This is a genomic window from Vreelandella sp. DA03-1M, assembly GCF_055725665.1.
On sequence record NZ_CM146798.1, the window covers coordinates 2,091,926 to 2,113,387 of the forward strand.

Annotated in this window: 18 protein-coding genes and 1 pseudogene; 9 read left to right on the forward strand and 10 right to left on the reverse strand. The window is 51.8% G+C overall.

Annotated elements, in window-relative coordinates:
• Positions 1 to 58: 58 nt before the first annotated feature.
• The 4 genes from ACXUPB_RS09695 to ACXUPB_RS09710 form a co-directional block, all read right to left on the reverse strand.
• Positions 59 to 1,726 carry a phosphoethanolamine transferase gene (locus ACXUPB_RS09695; protein ID WP_179915932.1) on the reverse strand — a complete coding sequence of 556 codons (1,668 nt, stop codon included), beginning with the start codon at positions 1,724 to 1,726 and terminating at the stop codon, positions 59 to 61.
• 24 nt (positions 1,727 to 1,750) lie between these two features.
• Positions 1,751 to 2,437 carry a phosphatase PAP2 family protein gene (locus tag ACXUPB_RS09700; RefSeq protein WP_281662025.1) on the reverse strand — a complete coding sequence of 229 codons (687 nt, stop codon included), beginning with the start codon at positions 2,435 to 2,437 and terminating at the stop codon, positions 1,751 to 1,753.
• The gene (locus ACXUPB_RS09705; RefSeq protein WP_281662026.1) at positions 2,419 to 2,796 is read right to left on the reverse strand and encodes a diacylglycerol kinase; all 378 of its coding nucleotides are present in this window, start codon (positions 2,794 to 2,796) and stop codon (positions 2,419 to 2,421) included. Before ACXUPB_RS09705 ends, ACXUPB_RS09700 begins: the two co-directional genes overlap by 19 nt.
• A gap of 74 nt (positions 2,797 to 2,870) precedes the next feature.
• Positions 2,871 to 4,064 (reverse strand): glycosyltransferase family 9 protein, encoded by a 1,194-nt coding sequence (locus tag ACXUPB_RS09710; protein ID WP_281662027.1) that lies wholly within the window; start codon positions 4,062 to 4,064, stop codon positions 2,871 to 2,873.
• A 294-nt stretch (positions 4,065 to 4,358) separates the two neighbouring features.
• Here ACXUPB_RS09710 and ACXUPB_RS09715 point away from each other — a divergent pair, with 294 nt between their 5' ends.
• The 3 genes from ACXUPB_RS09715 (at position 4,359) to ACXUPB_RS09725 (ending at position 7,307) form a co-directional block, all read left to right on the forward strand.
• Positions 4,359 to 5,021, forward strand: a complete 663-nt coding sequence (locus tag ACXUPB_RS09715) for a response regulator (protein ID WP_179917413.1) — start codon at positions 4,359 to 4,361, stop codon at positions 5,019 to 5,021.
• On the forward strand, positions 5,018 to 6,430 hold the full coding sequence (locus ACXUPB_RS09720) for an ATP-binding protein (protein ID WP_472956438.1): 1,413 nt from the start codon (positions 5,018 to 5,020) through the stop codon (positions 6,428 to 6,430). The genes ACXUPB_RS09715 and ACXUPB_RS09720 overlap by 4 nt, the downstream gene beginning before the upstream one ends.
• Before the next feature lie 187 nt (positions 6,431 to 6,617).
• Positions 6,618 to 7,307 (forward strand): VIT1/CCC1 transporter family protein, encoded by a 690-nt coding sequence (locus tag ACXUPB_RS09725; RefSeq protein WP_022523387.1) that lies wholly within the window; start codon positions 6,618 to 6,620, stop codon positions 7,305 to 7,307.
• Between the two features lie 107 nt (positions 7,308 to 7,414).
• Here ACXUPB_RS09725 and ACXUPB_RS09730 read toward each other — a convergent pair whose 3' ends face one another.
• The 3 genes and pseudogenes from ACXUPB_RS09730 to ACXUPB_RS09740 form a co-directional block, all read right to left on the reverse strand.
• Positions 7,415 to 7,984: a cytochrome b/b6 domain-containing protein gene (locus tag ACXUPB_RS09730; RefSeq protein WP_179917411.1), complete on the reverse strand. Its 570-nt coding sequence runs from the start codon at positions 7,982 to 7,984 to the stop codon at positions 7,415 to 7,417.
• 13 nt (positions 7,985 to 7,997) lie between these two features.
• Positions 7,998 to 8,279 carry a PepSY domain-containing protein gene (locus ACXUPB_RS09735; RefSeq protein ID WP_022523388.1) on the reverse strand — a complete coding sequence of 94 codons (282 nt, stop codon included), beginning with the start codon at positions 8,277 to 8,279 and terminating at the stop codon, positions 7,998 to 8,000.
• A 733-nt stretch (positions 8,280 to 9,012) separates the two neighbouring features.
• Positions 9,013 to 9,893 (reverse strand): annotated as a pseudogene (locus tag ACXUPB_RS09740) (IS3 family transposase).
• A gap of 66 nt (positions 9,894 to 9,959) precedes the next feature.
• Here ACXUPB_RS09740 and ACXUPB_RS09745 point away from each other — a divergent pair.
• From ACXUPB_RS09745 to ACXUPB_RS09770, 6 genes are all read left to right on the forward strand, one after another.
• Positions 9,960 to 10,586 (forward strand): isochorismatase family protein, encoded by a 627-nt coding sequence (locus tag ACXUPB_RS09745; RefSeq protein ID WP_179917410.1) that lies wholly within the window; start codon positions 9,960 to 9,962, stop codon positions 10,584 to 10,586.
• A gap of 200 nt (positions 10,587 to 10,786) precedes the next feature.
• Positions 10,787 to 11,419, forward strand: a complete 633-nt coding sequence (locus tag ACXUPB_RS09750) for a pyridoxamine 5'-phosphate oxidase family protein (protein ID WP_179917409.1) — start codon at positions 10,787 to 10,789, stop codon at positions 11,417 to 11,419.
• Between the two features lie 336 nt (positions 11,420 to 11,755).
• A complete protein-coding gene (locus ACXUPB_RS09755; RefSeq protein ID WP_179917408.1) occupies positions 11,756 to 12,703 on the forward strand; it encodes a pirin family protein in 948 nt (315 codons plus the stop codon).
• A gap of 392 nt (positions 12,704 to 13,095) precedes the next feature.
• The gene (locus tag ACXUPB_RS09760; protein ID WP_281662028.1) at positions 13,096 to 14,172 is read left to right on the forward strand and encodes an HlyD family secretion protein; all 1,077 of its coding nucleotides are present in this window, start codon (positions 13,096 to 13,098) and stop codon (positions 14,170 to 14,172) included.
• Entirely contained in the window at positions 14,169 to 16,892 is a 2,724-nt protein-coding gene (rbbA, locus tag ACXUPB_RS09765) for a ribosome-associated ATPase/putative transporter RbbA (protein WP_179917251.1), read from the forward strand. Before ACXUPB_RS09760 ends, rbbA begins: the two co-directional genes overlap by 4 nt.
• A gap of 1 nt (position 16,893) precedes the next feature.
• Entirely contained in the window at positions 16,894 to 18,009 is a 1,116-nt protein-coding gene (locus tag ACXUPB_RS09770; protein WP_281662029.1) for an ABC transporter permease, read from the forward strand.
• 133 nt (positions 18,010 to 18,142) lie between these two features.
• On the opposite strand, the gene ACXUPB_RS09775 is transcribed toward ACXUPB_RS09770, so the two are convergent.
• The 3 genes from ACXUPB_RS09775 to ftsH form a co-directional block, all read right to left on the reverse strand.
• The gene (locus ACXUPB_RS09775) at positions 18,143 to 18,457 is read right to left on the reverse strand and encodes a chaperone modulator CbpM (RefSeq protein WP_179917250.1); all 315 of its coding nucleotides are present in this window, start codon (positions 18,455 to 18,457) and stop codon (positions 18,143 to 18,145) included.
• Positions 18,458 to 18,460: 3 nt separating this feature from the next.
• Positions 18,461 to 19,393: a DnaJ C-terminal domain-containing protein gene (locus ACXUPB_RS09780; protein ID WP_179917249.1), complete on the reverse strand. Its 933-nt coding sequence runs from the start codon at positions 19,391 to 19,393 to the stop codon at positions 18,461 to 18,463.
• Positions 19,394 to 19,606: 213 nt separating this feature from the next.
• Positions 19,607 to 21,454 carry an ATP-dependent zinc metalloprotease FtsH gene (ftsH, locus tag ACXUPB_RS09785; protein ID WP_179917248.1) on the reverse strand — a complete coding sequence of 616 codons (1,848 nt, stop codon included), beginning with the start codon at positions 21,452 to 21,454 and terminating at the stop codon, positions 19,607 to 19,609.
• Positions 21,455 to 21,462 lie beyond the last annotated feature (8 nt).

Sequence of the window (21,462 nt, forward strand, 5' to 3'; positions counted from 1 at the left end):
GTTGAGCAGAGTGAAAAGCAGCTTGCCATGGAATACTTAACGATCACTTAAGCATTCATTAATTGGCGAGGCTCCGGCACGTTTGGCTAATATCTTTTGCCTGCTGGTAAACGTCCGTTGCTACGTCAAGCAAACCCAACACGCTGTGAAATAAGTTATCGTGCGAGGCGGCTTGATCAGAGACTTGGCGTAAGCAGTCCGTATCAAGCCCTTGCTGCTGTGAAAATGAGTTGGACAGCCACCACACCATAGGCACATGCGTCTGTTCGTCGGGGGCAATAGCGTAGGGAATGCCGTGCAGATAAAGCCCTTTTTCGCCAAGTGATTCACCATGATCCGAGAGATAGATCATCGCCGTTGCGTATTCATCCTGATGCTTTAACGTCTCAATCACCTGATCCAATACGGTGTCGGTATATAGAATGGCGTTGTCGTAGCTATTGGTAATGGCCTCTCTTGAGCACGTGGCTAAATCAGCGCTGTTGCAGGTGGGCACAAAACGCTCATAAGCAGGAGGGTAGCGTTGGTAATAGCTGGGTCCATGGTTGCCTAGCTGATGCAGCACGACCACCTGATCTGCTGAGGTACCGCTAATTTGCGTGGTTAATGCTTGAACCAGTGCTTCATCAAAGCAACGTCCATCTTGACATAAAGACGCATACTCCTCTGGCGAGAGCGCTTTTGTTGTCACTCCGTCGCAGACACCTTTACAGCCTGACTGGTTATCAAGCCAGGTGACCTCTAACCCGGCGTGGGCTAATACGTCCAGCAAGGATTCATGTTGCTGAGCATACGATTTAGCGTAATCGGCACGCCCTGGTAATGAAAACATGCAGGGTAATGAGACTGCTGTGCTTGTACCGCATGAGAAAACATCTGAAAAATTGATAACGTCAGGCTGCAGGGCAAGTTTAGGTGTGGTTTGGCGTTCATAACCATTTAACCCCCAATTCGCCGCCCGTACCGTTTCGCCCACCACGATGACGAGAAGTGTGGGTTTGTCACCCGCTTGTGAGCTGATACTGGCGTCCTCACCCACTGGGGAACGCACCGTATTCGCGGAAGCGTGTTGGCTGGAAAGCGCCTGCGCCATCGAAACAATATAATTACCTGGGGTCACCAAGTAGCGAAGCTCTTTATTGTTGCGCATGAGTGACGATACTTCTTGATAAGATAAAAATAGCGCTAACAGCAATATAACAGCGCTGGCAAGGCAATAAGCCGAGCGACGCAACATTGCCTTCTTCCAGGTTGAAGGTGTGATGTTAACGCGCCAAATCATGACGGTAGGCAAGCCAAAAAAGATTGCCAAATGAATCAGTAAACCAGCTGTGAGAAGTTCCTGTGCTTCGTTAGTGTCCGTTTGAAGCACATTGTCTAGCATGGAGGTGTCAAAATAGGTGCCGTAGTAACTGGTAAAGTAACTGACAAAGGCGGCAATCAGAAACAGCAAGGTTAATAAAGGTTTTACCAGCGTTCGAAAAGCAAGGCTCACGAAGACCAAATAGTTAAGGCAGGTCATCACCAAAAACATATTGGCAAAGGTTAGCCACGCCTGGACGGCAAGAGGGTCATAGCCAGCTAAGGCTTGTTGCCAAAAAGGGACATTGTAAAAAACACTGAATATGACAACGCCCCATAAGACAAGCTGCTCCGTACTTAATGTGGGGCGATAATGCCAAGCGGTGCCTACAATTTTTGAAGGCAATGATAGCAATGGACGCATCGAAAGGCTCTCTATATGAAAAGATTAATGAACGCTGGGGGGTAATAAGAATCTTGAAAGGACAAAGCTTACGGTCCAACAAATCATGACGGTCCAGAGGTCGTGGGAGAGAAAGTGCGCCCCGCGGAACTGTTGAGTGATCCCAAACGTAAGGCCAAGCCCTACACCCAGTGCAAGCCCTGCCCATCGCCAGTGGGGCCGTATGGCGGTAAAAAAGAAGTACAGGGCTATCCACGTATATCCTGCGCTGGCATGCCCGGCGGGAAAGCAGGCGGACGCTGGCACTGAGGGCGGGCGTATGTCGAGCAGGCCAATAAAGCCTCGATCTCCCCCATAGCGAATTAAATCCCAAGGGCATTCCATGCTCACCAGGTGTTTAATCGTCGCAACCAGTAACGCCGAAAGTAGTGTTGCGGAAAAAAGATATAAAAGCGGAGTGCGATACTCTTTGAGACGAGTCACCATGGTGCTTAGTATCAATAGGAGGAGTATGGCTAAACCCATCGCCAGGCTTAGCCATTTACCGCCTTTGTGAAGGATATCCTGAGTAATAAAGGCCTCTTTCCATGCCCAGGTATTACCCTGAAGGCGATATAAAAAGTCGGCTAACGTAAAATCAATGTTTAAAATGCTGAAAACTGACATGGCGAGTAGAAATAAAAACCAAGCGGATGCCAAAGGTTTGAGAACATTTAGTTGAGTAGTACGCATAGCCATACACCCACCGTCATGAAAATGGTCAACATAACGGCGGCAGCCCCCATGTCTTTCGCACGCCCGCTAAGTTCGTTATGTTCTAGTCCGATACGGTCAATGGTGTTTTCGATAGCAGAGTTGATGAGTTCCACTACCACTACAAGAGTGAGTGAAGAAAACAGCAACGCTTTTTCTACGGAAGTGACATCAGCAAAAAATAAAAACGGGTAGAGGACAAGACAGAGCATCATCTCTTGTCGAAAGGCAGATTCATTTATCCAGCAAATTTTTAAACCCGACACTGCATTCATAGAAGCGCGGAAGATGCGTTTAACACCCGTGCCATTAGGTTTTGACGTCGTTGAGATAGGCAAGACAGTACTCTCGATAACGTAATAGTAGGGTCACTATAAAGCGCAAAACTTAACGAACAGTTATGCGCTTTAATTTAGTAACTAGAATACAGAGGGTCAGCACTGGGTGGTGGAGTTACCCACTGTGTTGGTTGGTTTGTTGCCGAGGCCGATTGAACGGGAGCCGTTGCGTTTTGTCCGTCAAGATTAGCGCGTATGGCTTCTATTACCGTGCTGATCTCTGGGCGCCACAGAATAGTGTCATAGGCTTCTCGTGGTACGAAGGCGAGTGATTTTTTCTGGCGTACTAGGGAAATGGTGGCGACATCGAGTGCTGCCGCTAAGTGCATAGGCCCGGAGTCTGGCGTCACGAGTAACTGCGCACGCCCTAGAACAGCGGCAAAGTGACGGATAGGAAGCGGTGGGCATAAGCTACCATACAGCGATGACCTCAAACGCTGCTCAATAGGCGCTAGAAACCTAAACTCCTCCGGTCCAAGAAAAACGACATAGCGCATTTTACGGGCTTCCATGGCATTAATGAGCATTAACCAAAATTCCAACGGCCAACGTTTGTTTTGATGCCCACCAACGAAGATCGCAATAAAATTAGTATCTGATGAATCATCGCTATGAAGGCTGACTAGCTGTTGTATTTTTGTTATTGCCTGATAGCGTTCCTGCTCCGTTAACTGGAGCAATGGCCGATTACGGCAAGCGACACCGAGCGGACGAGTCAAATTAACGATGGCATCGTAGGCATGGGATGACCTACCTTCCGCCTCAATGCTGTACCAGCGCTGATGGCCTTTACGTGATCCCATGCTGTACCGTGCCCCTATTAACCGAGTCACGATAAAGCCGCTCGTTGATCCTCCGCTCACTTGTACTGCTAGGTCATAGCGTTGTGCTCGTAAGCGTCGTAATAATGTCACACACTGCCAAGGACGGAGAATGGCGGCTCTCGACAGTAAATGAAAATGATCAACAGGACGTTGCTGCAACAGTGGCCATGTTTTATCAGTCGCTAAATAATCAATGCGCGCGGAAGGAAAACGGTCACGAAAAGCATCGATGACAGGGGTGCTGATTAGCGCGTTGCCCAGACGAAAATTGGGGCGAATAATGAGAATTTTTTCTATGCCCACAAGGCTGTCAATGGTTTCTGGTGCAGGCGCTTTGACGATATACCGTATTCCTCCCAGTAAATATCGCTTCATTCTTTTTTCTAAAAAACGGGCCATTATTTTTAAATAATAGTTTGTTCTAATCAGTGTTAGTAAGTGCATACTCTGGCGCTCTATTCAGTTAATAGACAATGGTCTGCCTACGGCAGCGACAAGGAAGATTCAAAATGACTGCCAGTGAAGGCGCTGATTTAGCTTTGCCCATGGCGAAAGAGGCAGCTTGAGCCTAAATAACTTAAAGAAGAATTAAACCGCGCAAGAGATTCGCAAAAATAGAGTGTTAGGCTTGCTGATTGAATTCAGATGAGTCTGCTTTTTGGGAAGTAAGTTGCCGAATTTAAGAAAAGCTTAAGTTTTGGTAGCCAAGATAGCGGGTTGTCGATTGAGGGGATCAGCATGCGCGCACTGCTAATAGAAGATGACCCCTTGCTTGGGGATGGTATCAAGACGGCGCTAGAGCGTGAGGGCTACACGGTCGATTGGTTTATGCTTGGCCGAGAGGCAATCAGCGCTATTGGCAGCGAGACCTTCAGTGTGATTATTTTGGATCTTGGACTGCCCGATATGGACGGTATGCAGGTACTGCATTTACTCCGACAGCTATCTACTCTGCCTATTCTGATTTTGACGGCCCGCGATGCGATGGAAGACCGTATTGGCGGTTTAGATGCGGGGGCGGATGACTATGTGCTCAAGCCTTTCAATTTGCAGGAGCTACTCGCCCGTTTGCGTGTCGTAATGCGACGCGCTGAGGGGCGTGCCTCGCAAATATTGACGCTGGGTGCACTGAGTATTGATGAGGCTCTCCATGCGGTGAGTTGGCGGGGCAAAGACGTAAAGTTAGGCCGACGCGAGTATGCCTTATTACTAGAGCTCGCTAGGCACCCGGACAGGGTACTATCTCGCCCTCGCTTAGAAAATTTGCTTTACGGCTGGGGCGAAGAGGTAGAGTCCAATACGGTGGAAGTTCACATTCATCATCTGCGTAAAAAGCTTGAAAAACATCTGATTATTAACGTGCGCGGGATTGGCTACCGACTGGATAGTCAGGCGCAATGAGATCGATACGGCGTTATCTGCTTCGCACGCTAGCCATTACCATGGTGGTCGCTGGGGGCGTTGCGGTTACCGCGGCTTACTTAATTACGGATCACGAGCTAGAAGAAATTCTCGATACACAGCTCAGTCTGCATAGCCGGATTGTGGCTGGCCAACTCGATCCAAACGCTACCATCGACGACTATGCTCGCCTTGCTGCGCGCATGGGCCTTCCCGCGCATCCAACCCAGCTATATCGTGACGGTATCGCCGTGCCCGTGAGCAGCTCTGAATCAGGTCCCAAGCTTTACCACGAGGAAGAGCTTAAATTAGTACTGGGTTTTTGGAATGCCGATGGCTCACCCAGGCTGTTAGGGGGCAAATGGAATGATGCAGGGCCTTTCCCCGCGCCTTTAGAGGAGGGTTTTCGCTGGGAAAGCTACGATGGTCACCGCTGGCGGGTTTTCAGCATGTTCGATGTTGCCAGCGATACCTGGATCAGCATGGGACTACGGGGTTCGTTTCATGATGAAGTGGTGGAGCGCATCACCTGGAACAATTTATTGCCGATGCTCTTGTTGCTGCCACTCCTTCTTTGGCTGATGAGTAGAGTTATCCGGCGGGGTGTTGCACCCATCCAAGCACTTTCCAGCCAGGTACAAGGTCGCTCCGCCCACGACCTGCGTCAAATCAATAATCCGGTTCCTCAAGAGCTTAATGGATTACGCCAATCACTAAACGACTTTATCACCCGGTTGAAAGCCACGTTAGAGCGCGAGCGGCGCTTCACTGCAGATGCGGCCCATGAATTACGCACGCCCTTGGCAGCGCTGAGAATCCACTTAGATAATGCGCAGGCAGGGGGAGAGCAATCATTACAAAAGGCTTATGTCGGGGTTGAGCGGCTTCAACGGGTGGTAGAACAGCTGCTCATTTTGGCTCGTTTGGATCAAGTTGCCACAACCTCACCGGCCACTATTGACCTCTATCCGATTATTGCTGAATTGATAGCCGAGCTGTGGCCACTCGCTGATGAGCGAGATCAGCACTTGAGGCTAACAGGCTTAACCTGGTTGGAGGTTCGCGCCGACGAAGTCGAGGTGGGAATTCTCTTTCGTAACCTACTGGATAATGCCTTGCGCTATACGCCGGAAGGCGGTCAAGTGGAGGTAGAGTTAGCGCTTTGGGAGGGGTTGCCTCAACTCACGGTGAGTGACACTGGCCCCGGCCTCCCCGAGGCACTGTTGGATAAAGTCACTGAGCGCTTTCGGCGCGCGTCTGGCCAGGGTACCACCGGCAGCGGGTTGGGTTTATCGATTGTCTCGGAGTTGGCTCAGCGCCAGAACGCACGCCTTACGCTTAGTAATCGTACGCCCAATGGCCTGGCGGTCAGTGTGGTGTGGGAGCAAAACCAACATCAGGATCGCTGATTAGCTTGCAGTGCTTTTCTTTGGAACAAGTGATTGAATCTAAATGCATTTCAACCGTTATATGCACCAGAGAATCGCACTGTTGCTACAAGCGCTGGCTAAAAATATGCCCTGAAGGCTGTTGCCACACAGCTATCTGCCACTCTCCCTCTGGAAAGAAAGGGGAAATCAATCACGAGGTGAGGCCATGCAACATACAGAGCACCATCGATCTAACCGTTCAGGTTGGCTGCGCGCAGCCGTCATGGGCGCGAATGATGGCCTTGTCTCGACTAGCAGCCTGATACTCGGCGTGGCAGCAGCGAGCACCGCGCATAGCGACATTATGTTGGCCGGTATTGCGGGGCTAGTGGCCGGGGCTATGTCGATGGCCGCCGGTGAATACGTCTCCGTTAGCTCACAGTCTGACACCGAACATGCGGATCTTGCGCTTGAGCGCCAAGCGTTGATAGAACATTTTGATGCTGAACTGGAAGAGCTGGCAGCGATTTATGAAGCGCGTGGGTTAACACCGGCGCTAGCCACGCAAGTCGCTGAACAGCTGATGGCAAGCGATGCGCTAGGCGCTCACGCCAGAGATGAGATTGGCATCACCGAGACAAGCCAAGCGCGCCCACTCCAGGCGGCCTTTTCATCGGCTGTGACCTTCACGGCTGGCGCCATGTGGCCGTTGCTAATCGCCTGGTGGGCGCCGCCGCCATTGCTTATTCTTCTGGTGGCGCTCTTCTCGATACTGTTTTTAGCCTTTCTAGGGGCGGCGGCTGCCCGTGTGGGTGGCGCGCCGATACTCAAAGCCTCGGTGCGCGTAATGTTCTGGGGCGCATTGGCGATGACCTTGACCTTCGGCATAGGCCGCTTGTTCGGTGTCGTGGCATAAATAAGGGATAGTGCAGCCATTGCTCTGTGTCAAACAGGTCTGAAAAGGCCACTCGTGCAAAATTAAGGAGTGGCCACTATCATTGCATTGTCTTAACAGCATCTTAATTAAGACTGAACATCATGAGCCTTAGTGTTGGGGTTAGAGGTAGGGCGGCGGCGATAGCCATGCAACATGCTAGCGATCAAATTATCGCCTTGCTTGAGGCTTTCTACCACAGCACCCAATACATGCAGTGGTACTAGAAAAAGAATCGCGTTGGCCATGAATTCGTGGGTTTCTTCAACCCAGCCAACCCCCCAGAAACGATCCGTTTCTTCCATCATGTAGCCAGTAAGTCCCAGACCGAGGATTAGCCCAAGCAGCACCAGCATCATGATAGCGCCCAGCGGTGTATGGGTAATGCCGGTTTGCTCTATCTTGCTGTCGCGACCGCGCAGCACACATTGAAGTCGGCTCACGGTAGGCCAAAAGCTCCGCCAGCGTGCACTCCAGGGACCGATAAATCCCCAAAGGATGCGTACGACGATTAATGCCACCAAGGCATAACCGACCCATTGGTGTATATCGCCCCCTTCTTCGGTTAGCCATAAGTTGACGGCTACGCCAGCAACCAAAGCCCAATGTACCAACCTGACCAACGGGTCCCAAACACGGATACGGGTATTATCGGCCATGGTAACCTCCTGATCAGTCTTCGACTTCCTGCTTCACGATGCTGGCATCTACTGGGTTGAAATAGATCTCTACCCGGCGCTCCTGCTCGTCCCAGCCGTATATCTCGTAGCAGTTTCCCTCGGTGACCTTAAATTCTTTGATTTTGTAACCCATCTCGCTGATACGTTCTTCCATATCAGCTTGGCTGATCCATTCGTCACTGGGGGCATCAGTACAATGAGTCTCGGCCAGCGCAGCCGTGCTAGCCGTCAGTAACAACGCCGATGTTATAATCTTAGTGATGTGAGTTCGCATAAGTAATACCTCTTTTCGATGATGGGTGGCTGTGCAAGACATATTTGTCGATTGGCACAAGGATCATCCTAAATGAGGTAACTTATGGCAGGCTTAAAAAAAGGTAAGCAGCAAAAAAACTGATTATTGAGAACGTTTCTCTGGCGCCTGATGGGCAGATAAGTGAATAGCTGGGTTCGCTTTCAATTTCTTCGCAGGTTGCGGTTACCCCAGGCGATTAGGCCAACGACAGATCGCGCTGGCTAGCCATCGGTTTTATCACCTGGATTGCCAATTTACCGGGGCGGGGGAGTCGATGGTACTGTAAGGCGCTTTCGCGCAAATCGTCTGCCATGTGATTTACCTCGCTCGCTTTCGCTCACGGCGATAACGGTGACCACATCGCCGATCTTGTTTTTGTTTTGTATTGCTAATCGCCTAGCCACAATTCCATTTCTACAAGCCTTCCTAATTTTTAAATTAGTGGTCTCCGTTGTTTTGTCAATTTTTGTAATCTCAGCGACTAGTAGTTGGCGCTGTACACTTCAGGTGGGATCTACTTAGACGTCGTGTGAAATCTTTCAGTGGCAGCCCCGCTTATGAGGGTATTGAATCCCCTCGTGGGCTGCGTGCGTTATCGGTAGCGGGGATGATGTTGCGAGCTTTAGAAAATTGCGTCGACTCAGTTGCAGCATTATTTGGCATTCCAGCGTTATCATCGGCAGGATACCGATGTCTCGACGTCACCCCATTTTCAGTAGCAGCCGAGTTTAGAGTCAGAAGTAACTTTATCGTGTTTTAACATCAGTTGCTCGGCATAGGCTGAAGGTGTCAGTCCGCCAAGACTCTTCTTCGGTCTTTCCTCGTTGTACTCCCGCCGCCATGCTTCGATGACAACCTTGGCGTGATGAAGACTGGTGAACCAATGCTCATTCAGACATTCATCTCGAAAACGCCCATTGAACGATTCGATGTAGGCGTTTTGATTGGGTTTTCCAGGTTCAATTAAAAACAGGGCAATGCCATGTAGATGAGCCCATAACAGCATGGCACGCCCACAAAATTCCTTTCCATTATCCGTACGAATGGCGCTAGGTAGGCCACGTTGTAAAGCCAGTTGATCTAGAATCCGTGTTAACAACAGTCCCCCGATGGCACGTTCAGGCACGATAGCCACGGCTTCATGGGTAGCATCGTCGACAATGGTGAGGTTCTTTAACACTCGCCCGTCGGCCGTACGGTCAAACACAAAATCCATTGACCAGACCTGGTTGGCGGCACAAGGACGGCCAAGGGGCTTTCGCTCAGACGCAGGAACCTTCTTGCGCTTGCGGCGTTTTATCTGCAATCGAGCCGCCGCGTAGAGGCGTTCGACGCGCTTATGATTGACCCGTTCAGAGTGACCTCCATCTCCAGTAGCGACTCCTCGAGCAGCTTTTTCAAGCGTCCATTTTCGGCTTCGAGTTCTTTGAGTCGTTTGGTATCGGATACGCTCATGCCGCCAAACTTGCTGCGCCATAGATAGTAATTAGCTGCTGAGAAACCGTGCCGACGGCATAGCTCCTTGATGGGCAGTCCTGCTTCTGCTTCGCCTAGAAAACCAATGATCTGTTCTTCTCTGAAACGCTTCTTCATGTCCAATCTCCTGACTCATAGAATCGGACTCTAAAGTGTAGCGCTATTCAATCAGGGGGTGACGTAATGCTTCTGGATCCTGCCGACACGCTGGTTCTGCTGCTTGATCATCAGTCCGGCCTTTTCCAGACTGTCAAAGATATCCCGGTCGCTGCCCTTCGCCGCAATGTAGAGATGATTGCCAAGCTTTGTACGCTGCTGGAAGTTCCGGTGATTACCACGGCTTCGGAGCCTGCTGGCACTAATGGCCCGTTAATGCCGGAAATTCACCAGTTTGCTCCGCATGCTATTTATGTGCCGCGCAAGGGGGAAGTGAACGCTTGGGACAATGATGATTTTGTAGCCGAGGTCCGATCGAGGGGTCGCAAGACGCTCGTGATGGCTGGCGTTTGGACCAGTGTCTGCGTGATGTCTCCCGCACTTGATGCTCGAGAATCTGGTTATGAGGTCTATGCTGTAATTGATGCATCAGGTGATCCAAGCGAAATGGCATCTCGGGTCTCCCTTGCACGTTTTGTTCAGAGCGGTGTTAAGCCGACCACAACCAACTCACTGTTGTCTGAATTTCATCGCACCTGGGCTCGTCCGGAAGCAGCCGACCTTGCTCAGCTTTATGGGCTTGTCGCGCCAAACTATGCAGCTGTTACCGAAAGTTATTTACGGGCACAGCAGGCAGCGAGGGATGCCGGTTAAGGTAACTGTGTTTTGCCTGCGCAAGTGCCTGCAGCGCTGGTGATGACAATCATGGCTGGGGTTTGGGTGGTAGTTTTTGTGCCTATATGCAGAGGTTTTAGAGTTCACTAGGAAACGAGCTTTGTGTCATTAATGAAGAATGTTAAGCGCTAGCTTTTTAACCGCCTGCACTTCGTTCATGCTTTTTTTTGGGGCAGCCAATGACTTACGGTTTTATGGATATAGCTCTTACGCCCAGTGTACAAGCTGCTCAGGCAGAGATGGGCGTAGACCATCTCTGGTCTGGGTTCAAAGGCAATCGCACGTTTGACCGCTTCACAGATCAAGAAGCTACGTTCATTGCACAGCGAGATACCTTCTATATCGCATCTGTGTCAGAAACCGGCTGGCCTTACGTTCAGCATCGCGGAGGGCCTCCCGGTTTTCTCAAAATGATTGATGACCGGACGCTCGCTTTCATGGATTATCGAGGAAACCGGCAGTACATCAGTACTGGCAATTTCAAGGCCAATGATCGCGCCTGCCTGATTTTAATGGATTACCCTCGACGTGCTCGCCTCAAGATTTACGCACACGTTGAAAAGTTGGCGCTTGATGCTGATGCGGTGTTAGCTAAGCAAGTGGTGGATAAGGATTACGTGGCGAAACCGGAAAGGATATTCCGGCTGCGGTTGGAGGCATTCGATTGGAATTGCCCGCAACATATCACTCCACGCTTCACAGAAGAAGAAATCGCCAAAGGGATTCAGCCGCTTCGTGATCGTATTGAGCAGTTGGAGCGTGAGAATGCGTTGTTACAGGTTCAGCTCGAACGTCAAGAGGGCAGCGATTGATGATCCTAACGCTTCGTATGCAGCTTTTCGTAGGGATTAAAATTGCTAAACCAGTACATCAGAATCTTGAGGATGAACGTCTTGCAACTATCCCATCCGACAATCTCCACAAAGGATAATCACGTACAGTTCTGCCGAGCTTGATTACGGAAATCGTAACCTTTCAGCTTGTACATTCATCGCGCACCTTACAACGTCACATCGTGCCACTTTGAGTGATGTGCAAAATGCGCCTTTACAAATGGGCATAGCGGTACGGCTTTCTCTGATGGGAGCAATAAGTGTCGGCCGACAGCATGCCACATTTTCCTGCCTCTCATGTCTGGAGCCAACCCTATGAGCTGGATGCCTGATATAGAGCCTAAATGTCCTTCCGCAGGTAGTCTGAACGACATAAAGACACTGATTATTCCCCGAGCACGAGACCTGGGTGGTTTCGAGGTTCGCCGTGCGCTTCCCGCTCCAAAACGTCAGATGGTGGGTCCGTTCATTTTTTTCGATCAGATGGGGCCTGCTGAGTTTCTTAAAGACGAGGGTATTGATGTTCGCCCACATCCTCACATTGGGCTTGCCACGGTTACTTATCTGTACCAGGGGGAGTTCCAGCACCGCGACAGTCTAGGCACTAATCAAATAATTCGTTCTGGTGCTGTTAATTGGATGGTGGCGGGTAATGGGGTCACCCATTCGGAGCGCACCAGTTCTCTCACTCGTCAGAACAAACATTCTATGTTGGGGATACAGACCTGGGTGGCGCTTCCCGAAGCTTATGAAGATAAGCCTGCCAGCTTTGAGCACCACAGCGAGGAGGCGCTGCCAATGCTGAAAGGTGAAGGCAAAGAAGTGCGCTTGATTCTAGGCACGGCTTGGGGAGAGCGGGCACCGGTACAAACCTTCTCTGAAATGTTCTATGCGGATGCCGTGCTGCAGCCAGGAGCAAAGCTCCCATTGCCGGATGACCATGAGGATCGTGGTATTTATGTCATGTCCGGTAGTGTCATTATTGCAGGGGAAACATTCGACGCTGGCCGCATGATGGTATTCCGACCAGGCGATACTATAACGGTGGTGGCGGGCGAAACAGGCACTAGGTTGATGCTACTGGGCGGTGAAACGCTAAATGGCCCCCGCTATATATCTTGGAACTTCGTCGCTTCTTCGCAGGAAAAGCTGGAGGCCGCAAAGCAGGCTTGGGTAGAAGCGGATTTTGAAAATGGTCGCTTTCGCCTTCCTCCAGGAGATGATGCTGAGTATATCCCTTTTCCTGGTCAGCTCGGTAAATGACGTTTTACAAAAATCTAACTGCCTGAGGCAGTTAGATTACTTCTACAAGTGAAATAATAATGATTAGCTGACCATTAGGCTAAACCGCGGCCGCTGTTTAAGTCACAAGGAATACATAACTCACGACGGGTTCTTTAAGAGGAAATTGCTAGCCGATGGCAGAGAAACTACTACTTAGGGGAGTCTGAATGCAACCATAGCACTGCATTAAACTGCAAGCTTATCTGGTTCAAGTATTGTTACTAGGAATGCAAGATATCTTGAAAGATTCTTGATCTGCGTCACCACGTTTAAATTTTCCAGTTTCATACTGGTTGCAAAGGCTAATGCTGGCACTAGCCGTTATACGCTCTTTTCCTTTTGAATGACTCGTTAGTCTAGGATGCCGAATCGTGCCCTCCACGCTGAGAAAAGTCGTATGGCGAATGTTAATAATTGCCGGAGTTGTATTCATTGCCGGTGTGTTGGTGTGGCTGGAGTTTCGACCTGAGGGGTTGGGTGATGGTTTTGCCAGCGGTAATGGGCGAATTGAAGCGACCGAAATCGATATTGCTACCAAGCAGGCGGGTCGTATCGAAGCGGTGCTTGTTGGCGAAGGAGAGCAGGTCGAGCCGAATCAGCTCTTGGCGCGTATGGACATGAAAGTGCTAGAAGCCGAACTGGGGCAGGCCAGGGCACAGGTTCGACAGGCCGAGAGTGCAACACGGACCGCGCAGGCACAAGTTGCTCAACGACAGAGCGAAAAAACGGCTGCTGAGGCCGTCGTGTTGCAACGTAACGCTGAGCTGTCTGCAGCACACAAGCGTTATGACCGCACCCGGGCATTGGTGGCTCGCAATGCCTTGTCGAGGCAGCAACTCGACGATGACTTGGCCAGCCTGGAGAGTACCGAAGCCGCGCTGGCCGCTGCACGTGCGGGTGTGCTCTCCGCTTTGGCAGCCATCGAGGCAGCCGATTCAAAGGTTATTGAATCTCAGGCGGCCATTGAGGCAGCCAGCGCTACGGTGGACAAGCTGGAGGCAGATCTTGAAGACAGTCAGCTGCGTAGTGACCGGGTGGCAAGGGTTCAGTATCGTGTCGCCCAGCCCGGTGAAGTGCTGCCAGCCGGGGGCGTGGTACTCAATCTCGTCGATCTGACCGATGTCTACATGACCTTTTTCCTGCCCGAGCGTCAAGCTGGGCGTGTTGCGCTGGGTGCCGACGTGCACTTGGTGCTGGATGCAGCGCCTCAGTATGTGATCCCGGCTAACGTCAGCTACGTCTCCAGCGTGGCCCAATTCACTCCCAAGACCGTGGAAACAGCTAGCGAACGTGAAAAGCTGATGTTTCGGGTCAAGGCCCGTATCGACCCCGCGCTACTTGAAAAGCACCTAGACAAAGTCAAAACCGGTTTGCCGGGCATGGCCTATCTCAAGCTTGATGATACGCTCGATTGGCCCGACGAACTGAAGGTTAACGTGACACCATGAGCATTGATGGATCTGTGGTGCGGCTGGAAGGTGTTAGCTTGCGCTATGGTTCAGTGCATGCGTTATCCGGCCTAAGTTTGGCCATTCCCGCTGGTTGTATGGTGGGGTTGATCGGGCCCGATGGCGTCGGTAAGTCCAGTCTGATGGCCCTGATTGCCGGTGCTAGAAAAATTCAGCAGGGTAGGGTTGTCGTATTAGACGGCGACATGGCGGAAGGGCGGCATCGCAAACAGGTGTGTCGGCGGATTGCCTATATGCCTCAGGGGTTGGGAAAGAACCTCTATCCCACCCTGACAGTCTTTGAAAATCTCGATTTCTTCGGCCGTCTATTCGGTCTGGATCGCCAGAACCGGCATAGTCGTATTGGCGAACTTTTGCATAGTACTGGGCTGGCTAGGTTCACGGAACGCCCTGTCGGCAAGCTCTCCGGCGGAATGAAACAGAAGCTGGGGTTATGCTGTGCGCTAATCCACGATCCCGACCTTTTGATACTCGATGAACCCACCACGGGCGTCGATCCTTTATCACGGGCTCAGTTTTGGGAACTAATTGGGCGGATACGGAGCAAGCGTCCAGGTATGAGCGTATTAGTCGCCACTGCCTATATGGAAGAGGCGCGAAGTTTCGACTGGTTGGTGGTCATGGATGATGGGCAGGTATTGAATACTGGCGCGCCTAACGATCTGCTAGCAGCGACGGGAAGTGCAACGCTCGAGGAAGCTTTTATCAGGTTGTTGCCCGAGACTAAACGGCGCAGGTATCGCGAGTTCAAAATATCGCCCCGCCAACCTGATGCCAATATAGCCATCGAGGCCCATGGACTGACCAAGCGGTTCGGCGATTTCGTCGCCGTGGATCACGCCGACTTTCGTATCGAGCGCGGTGAAATATTTGGTTTCCTGGGATCCAATGGTTGTGGGAAGACCACCACGATGAAGATGCTCACCGGGCTGCTATCCGCCAGCGAAGGAAAGGCATTGCTGTTCGATAAGCCCGTCGATCCGCGCGATATTGCTACGCGCAGTCGGGTGGGCTACATGTCTCAGGGTTTTTCTCTCTATACAGAACTGACGCTACGTCAGAACCTTGAATTGCATGCGCATCTGTTTCATCTTCCTAAGGCTGAGCGTGCCACACGCGTGAGGGAGATGCTGGATCGCTTTGATCTCACGGCAGTGGCTGACAAATTACCGCCAGCGCTTCCACTGGGAGTGCGCCAACGGCTTTCGTTGGCGGTGGCTGTCATTCACCGACCTGAATTATTGATTCTCGACGAACCCACCTCCGGAGTGGATCCAATAGCACGTGATGACTTCTGGCTGCTGTTAGGGCAGATCTCCCGTGGAGAGGGAGTGACGATTTTCATCTCCACCCACTTCATGAACGAGGCAATGCGCTGCGACCGGGTTGCTTTGATGCATGCCGGGCGCGTATTGGCTACCGACACCCCTGAGAAGCTACTAGCGTCGCGTGGCTTACCCACACTAGAAGCTACCTTTATGGCGTACCTGAAAGAGGCTAGCAAGATAGATGAAGCCGAGTCCGAAAAGCCGACAACTGCCTCTCTAGAATCGCACCCGGCGACCCGGTCTGGCAGGCTGACCGTTAGCCTGCGCCGAATGTTCAGTTACACCCACCGAGAGACTTTGGAGCTACGTCGCGATCCGATACGTGCCACGCTGGCGCTGCTGGGTAGTCTGATCCTAATGTTTATCATGGGTTATGGCATCAATATGGATGTCGAACATCTGACCTATGCCGTGCTCGATCGTGACCAGACCACGACCAGCCAGGCCTATTCTCTCAATCTAACGGGATCGCGTTACTTCACCGAGAAGCCTCCTCTGACCGACTACACCGATATACAGCAGCGACTACGCAGCGGTGATATCAGCCTGGCGGTGGAAATTCCGCCAGGGTTTGGCCGCGATCTCAAGCGTGGCAATGTGCCCAAAGTTGCTTACTGGGTCGATGGTTCTATGCCGGTCAGGGCCGATACTATCAAGGGGTATGTGGAGGGGATTCATGCGGACACTTTAGCTCGCTTGAGCGAAGGGGCTGGAGCTTTTTCCCCTCCCGTCGAGATTGCCATTCGCTACCGCTACAATCCCGACGTTAGAAGTCTGCCAGCCATGGCCCCGGCGATGATCCCACTGCTGCTCATGCTGATACCGGCGATGCTGACTGCCTTGGGAGTCGTACGTGAGAAGGAGCTTGGCTCTATTATCAATCTCTACGTCACGCCGGTTTCTCGATTGGAATTTCTGCTCGGCAAACAGTTGCCCTACATAATGCTGGCGATGATCAATTTCATCACCCTGGTGGCGTTCGCCGTGCTGGCCTTTGGCGTGCCGGTGAAGGGTAGCCTGCTGACATTGAGCCTAGGCGCGCTGATCTATGTCATCTGTTCCACGGGGATGGGATTGTTGATGTCATCGGTTCTGCATAGTCAGATTGCCGCTATCTTCGGTACCGCCATCGCTACACTGGTGCCTGCGATCCAGTTTTCGGGGCTACTCTCTCCAGTTTCCGCGCTGCAAGGGGGTGCGGCTGTCATTGGACATATCTATCCCACCAGCCATTTTTTGATTATCAGCCGAGGCGTGTTTTCCAAAGCGCTCAGTCTGGGAGATCTGACACCGTATTTTCTGGCCCTGCTGATCACCATCCCCGTACTGACGTTATTGAGTGTTTGGGGTCTCAGGAAACAGGAGCGCTGATATGGCCAGGCTTGCCAATATTCTGCAACTGGGTATCAAGGAAATACGCAGCCTGTATCGCGACCCGGCTCTGATGTTACTGATCATTTACTCGTTCACTTTGGGGATCTACCTGAGCGCCACTGGTGAGCCTGAGGCGCCGTTCCGAGCTAGCGTGGCCGTCGTCGACGAGGATCGGTCTCAGGCATCCTTGCGTATTGTTAATGCCTTTCAACTTCCCTATTTTTTGCCGCCCGAATTTATCGATATTGGCCAGATGGATCGCGGCATGGATGCGGGGCGTTATACCTTTACACTCAATATTCCGCCTAACTTTCAGCGTGACCTGCTGGCCGCTCGCCAGCCGACCATTCAGTTGAATGTCGACGCTACCCAGATCAGCCAGGCATTCACGGGAGCTGGGCATATCCAGCGGATTATCAGTGATGAGGTGGCTGATTTCATCGGAGCATACCAGCAATCATCGCCGGGCCGCATTGAGGCAGTGGTTCGTGCTGAATTCAATGCTAATCTCAACCGAAGTTGGTTCGGCGCCATTAATGAGGCTATCAATCAAATCACCATGTTGTCGATTATCCTGACAGGAGCAGCGTTGATCCGTGAACGAGAGCACGGCACCATTGAACATTTATTGGTCATGCCGGTCACCTCGTTCGAGATCATGTTGGCCAAGGTCTGGTCGATGGGGTTGATCGTGCTGTTGGCTTCGGTCTTCGCACTACGCATCATCGTCGAGGGTTGGCTGCAAGTACCTCTTCGCGGCTCGCAGACGCTCTATCTTTTCGGCGCCACGCTACTGCTATTTGCGACCACATCAATAGGGATTTTTCTTGGCACATTGGCGCGCTCGATGCCGCAACTGGGCCTGTTAATCATTCTGGTACTGATTCCCCTGCAGATTCTGTCGGGTGGGATGACCCCGCGTGAAAGTATGCCTGAGCTAGTGCAGCGCATCATGTTTGTCGCCCCGACCACTCACTTTGTCGAACTTGCTCAGGCCATTCTCTTTCGTGGTGCCGGATTGGGAATTGTCTGGCCGCATTTATTGGCGCTGGCGATCATTGGCGGTGCGTTTTTTTTGGGCGCCCTGTTAAGGCTCAGAAAAGCACAAGAATGATACCGCCAGCTACTTTCGGCGCGTTGTTCATGGCCGAACAAACCCAGGAGCAGTTGGATCAACGGCAACGTACATCAATGCAGCATTCATCAAGCAATAGGGTCAGCTCTATAAGTGGCCATGGACTAGCGACTTAATGGAAGGGCAGTCCTGCCGCTCTGAGCCGTCCTTTTAGTCGCTCAATCTCCTCAAACAAGTCGGCGACCAGAGCGGCTAGCTCTGGGACAGCATCGAAATCGTACTCCATTTGGCGAAGGCGGCGAGCCCGAATAAGATCGTAGCTGGTGAATCGCCATTGAGAGACGTAGTGAGTTCCATCGCCGAGCATGCCGCTCTCGACCCGCTCTTTCACCCATTGCCTTTCTACGGCGCATGCATGCGCGAATTCTTCCAGTGTAAGGGTAGCTTCGTCGAGTATTTCACCATCGACTATGTTGTTTTCAACCATGATCTACCTCTTTTGACGCGGGTTGAATGGTATGTCACGAGCCATACTTTCATACAGTTGGCGTGCCTTCTCGGTATTGGCCGGAGGTAGTACCACGTTCAGGACGAAATAGAGATCACCAGGCTCAGAACTGGGAATACCTCGGCCTTTCAATCGTAACTTTCTACCGCTTTGGGAACCTTTGGGCACTTTCAGTTGAACGTGTCCAGAGGGTGTGGGCATCGTGAGAGATGTGCCGAGAGCTGCCTCCCAAGGTGCAACCAGCAGGGTTGCGAACACATCTTTGCCTTCCACGCGATAGTCGGGGTTCGGTGTAAAGTGTATTTCCAGATAAAGGTCGCCGGACTCGCCCCCACCTGCACCAGGGTGGCCCTGTCCCACTAAGCGGATATGTTGACCTTCAGTGATGCCCTTAGGAATGCGCACCTGGAGATTGTGCTGCTGAAGGTAGACATTTCCTTGTGGATCAGTCTGTGGTGCATGCAAAGTCACCGCGCGTGTTGCACCGTCATAGGCGTCACGCAAGTCGATGAAAACTTTCGCATGACGATCCAATCCACGCATATGGTGATGTGACCTAGAGCTTCGCCGACCAACATGGCTAAACAGATCGGTGAAGAAGTCACTGAACTCTCCAAGGTCGACATCTTCGTAATTTCTGCCCGAGAACTCGAAACCTGCATCCCAATCTGGCGGCGGTCGGAACTCCTGCCCAGCACGATAATGCTCTCCCAGTTGGTCGTAAGCCGCACGTTTCTCGGGATCGGTAAGCACCGCCTTAGCCTCATTGATTTCCTGCATACGCAGGGCAGCATCGGGCTCCTTGCTAATATCAGGATGATACTTTCGCGCCAGCTTGCGATAGGCCTTCTTGATGTCGGGGATGGCGGTAGCTCTATCGATCCCAAGTATTTGATAATAATCCTTGAACTCCACGAATCACTCCATACTTGTTCGGGCTAAGGGGCGAAACATTCATTTAGCGAATGTCCGTTGACCGACTAGATACCACTTTTGTTATTTTAAAGTGCCTATCCTCGTCTTATAGTGACCATTATCAATAAATCCACACTTTGCTATAATAGGTTAGCCAAAGTAGTCATTATGTTTTTTTAGTCGAGCCTATCGTACCTATGGGTCAAGAGTGCTTTATATTCGATCCGTCGCTGGCCTGTCAGCTATTTCTGCTACTTCCCCGATGGGCGGAAAATCTTGGGCGGTCAGCGTCTCGCGCTCTAGCAGCATAGCGGCACCGGTCTCCAGTACCTTGCGACGGCGGGTCAGTATCTGGGTGGCTTTATCAAAAGCGTCGTCGACCAGTCTGCGTATGGCAGTATCGATTTCACGGGCTGTTTCCTCGGAGTAGGTCTTGGGCTTTGCAAGCCCAAATTTGTCGCCTAGAAATGCTTGTCGGTCTTCCTCATAAATGACTTGTCCGCCTTCCTCACTCATTCCGAATCGGGTGACCATGCTACGGGCAATATCGGTCACCTTGGCCAGATCATCAGCCGCTCCAGTGGAGATTTCGTTGAAAATCATGCGTTCGGCGGCTCGGCCGCCCATCAGCACTGCCATGCGACTCTTTAGGTCGGCAACCGTTTGCAGGAAACGCTCCTCTGTTGGGCGCTGGATTGTATAGCCCAAGGCGCCAACCCCACGTGGAATGATAGAGATTTTGTGTACGGGGTCCATTCCAGGCAACGAAGCGGCGACGAGAGCATGGCCCATTTCGTGATGCGCTACTACGCGTCGCTCATGTTCATTAAGCACACGGCTTTTCTTCTCCAGACCGGCAACGATGCGTTCCACGGCGAGTGTAAAGTCGCTTAATGTCACCGCATCGGCATCACGGCGCGTGGCTAGCAGAGCCGCTTCATTGACCAAGTTGGCTAGATCAGCACCGGTAAACCCTGGGGTCAAGGCGGCTATCTGCTCGGCATCGACATCAGACGCCAACTTGTTGAGGTGTTTTAGATGTACATTGAGAATGGCAATACGTCCGCGACGCTCGGGGCGATCGACCAAAACCTGACGGTCGAAGCGTCCTGCACGCAGCAGGGCGGGATCAAGGATCTCGGGTCGGTTAGTCGCGGCCAGAAGTACAATCCCAGATGATGTATCAAAGCCATCTAGCTCAGTTAGTAGCTGGTTGAGGGTCTGTTCCTTTTCGTCATGACCGCCACCGAGCATACCAAGCCCTCGGGCGCCGCCGAGTGCATCCAGCTCATCAATAAAAATGATGCACGGCGTGGCTTTTGCTGCTTGCTCAAAGAGGTCTCTAACTCGGGCTGCCCCCACGCCGACGAACATCTCTACGAACTCGGACCCTGAAATCGAAAAGAAGGGAACGCCAGCTTCGCCAGCCACGGCACGGGCCAGCAGCGTTTTGCCAGTGCCAGGAGGGCCAACCAGAAGGATGCCCTTCGGCACGTGAGCCCCCAGGCGACCATAACGCTGTGGGTCGCGCAAAAAGGCCACTACTTCCTTGAGTTCATCCTTGGCTTCGTCAATGCCAGCCACGTCGGCGAAGGTCACCTTGGTTTCGGTCTCAACATAAACACGGGCTTTCGATTTGCCCAGTGTCATCATGCTGCTGAGGCCTCCCTGACTTGATACCATACGGCGCAGGAAAAATCCCCAGATAGCGAATACGAGCAGGAACGGCAAGAGCCAAGAAAGCAGAGAGGTCAGCCATGACTCACTAGGCGCACCATTGAAAGTGACATCGTATTGGGCTAGGTCATTGGCCAAGGTCGGGTCGATGCGATAGGTGGTAAAGCCAGCAGTACCGTCGGAGAGCGGCGCATTGTAGGTGCCTTTGATCCTATCGGAACTAACGTCCAAGGTGTTGATGATGCCTTGCTCAAGATGATGACGAAATTCGGAATAGGGAATGGGTTCGTAGGAACGCCCCGCCGCAATGAAATCCTGAGCGAACAGGATAAAAACAAAGACAAAAATAAAAAAGAGGATAAATGCTTGATAACGTTTGTCCATTCTAACCT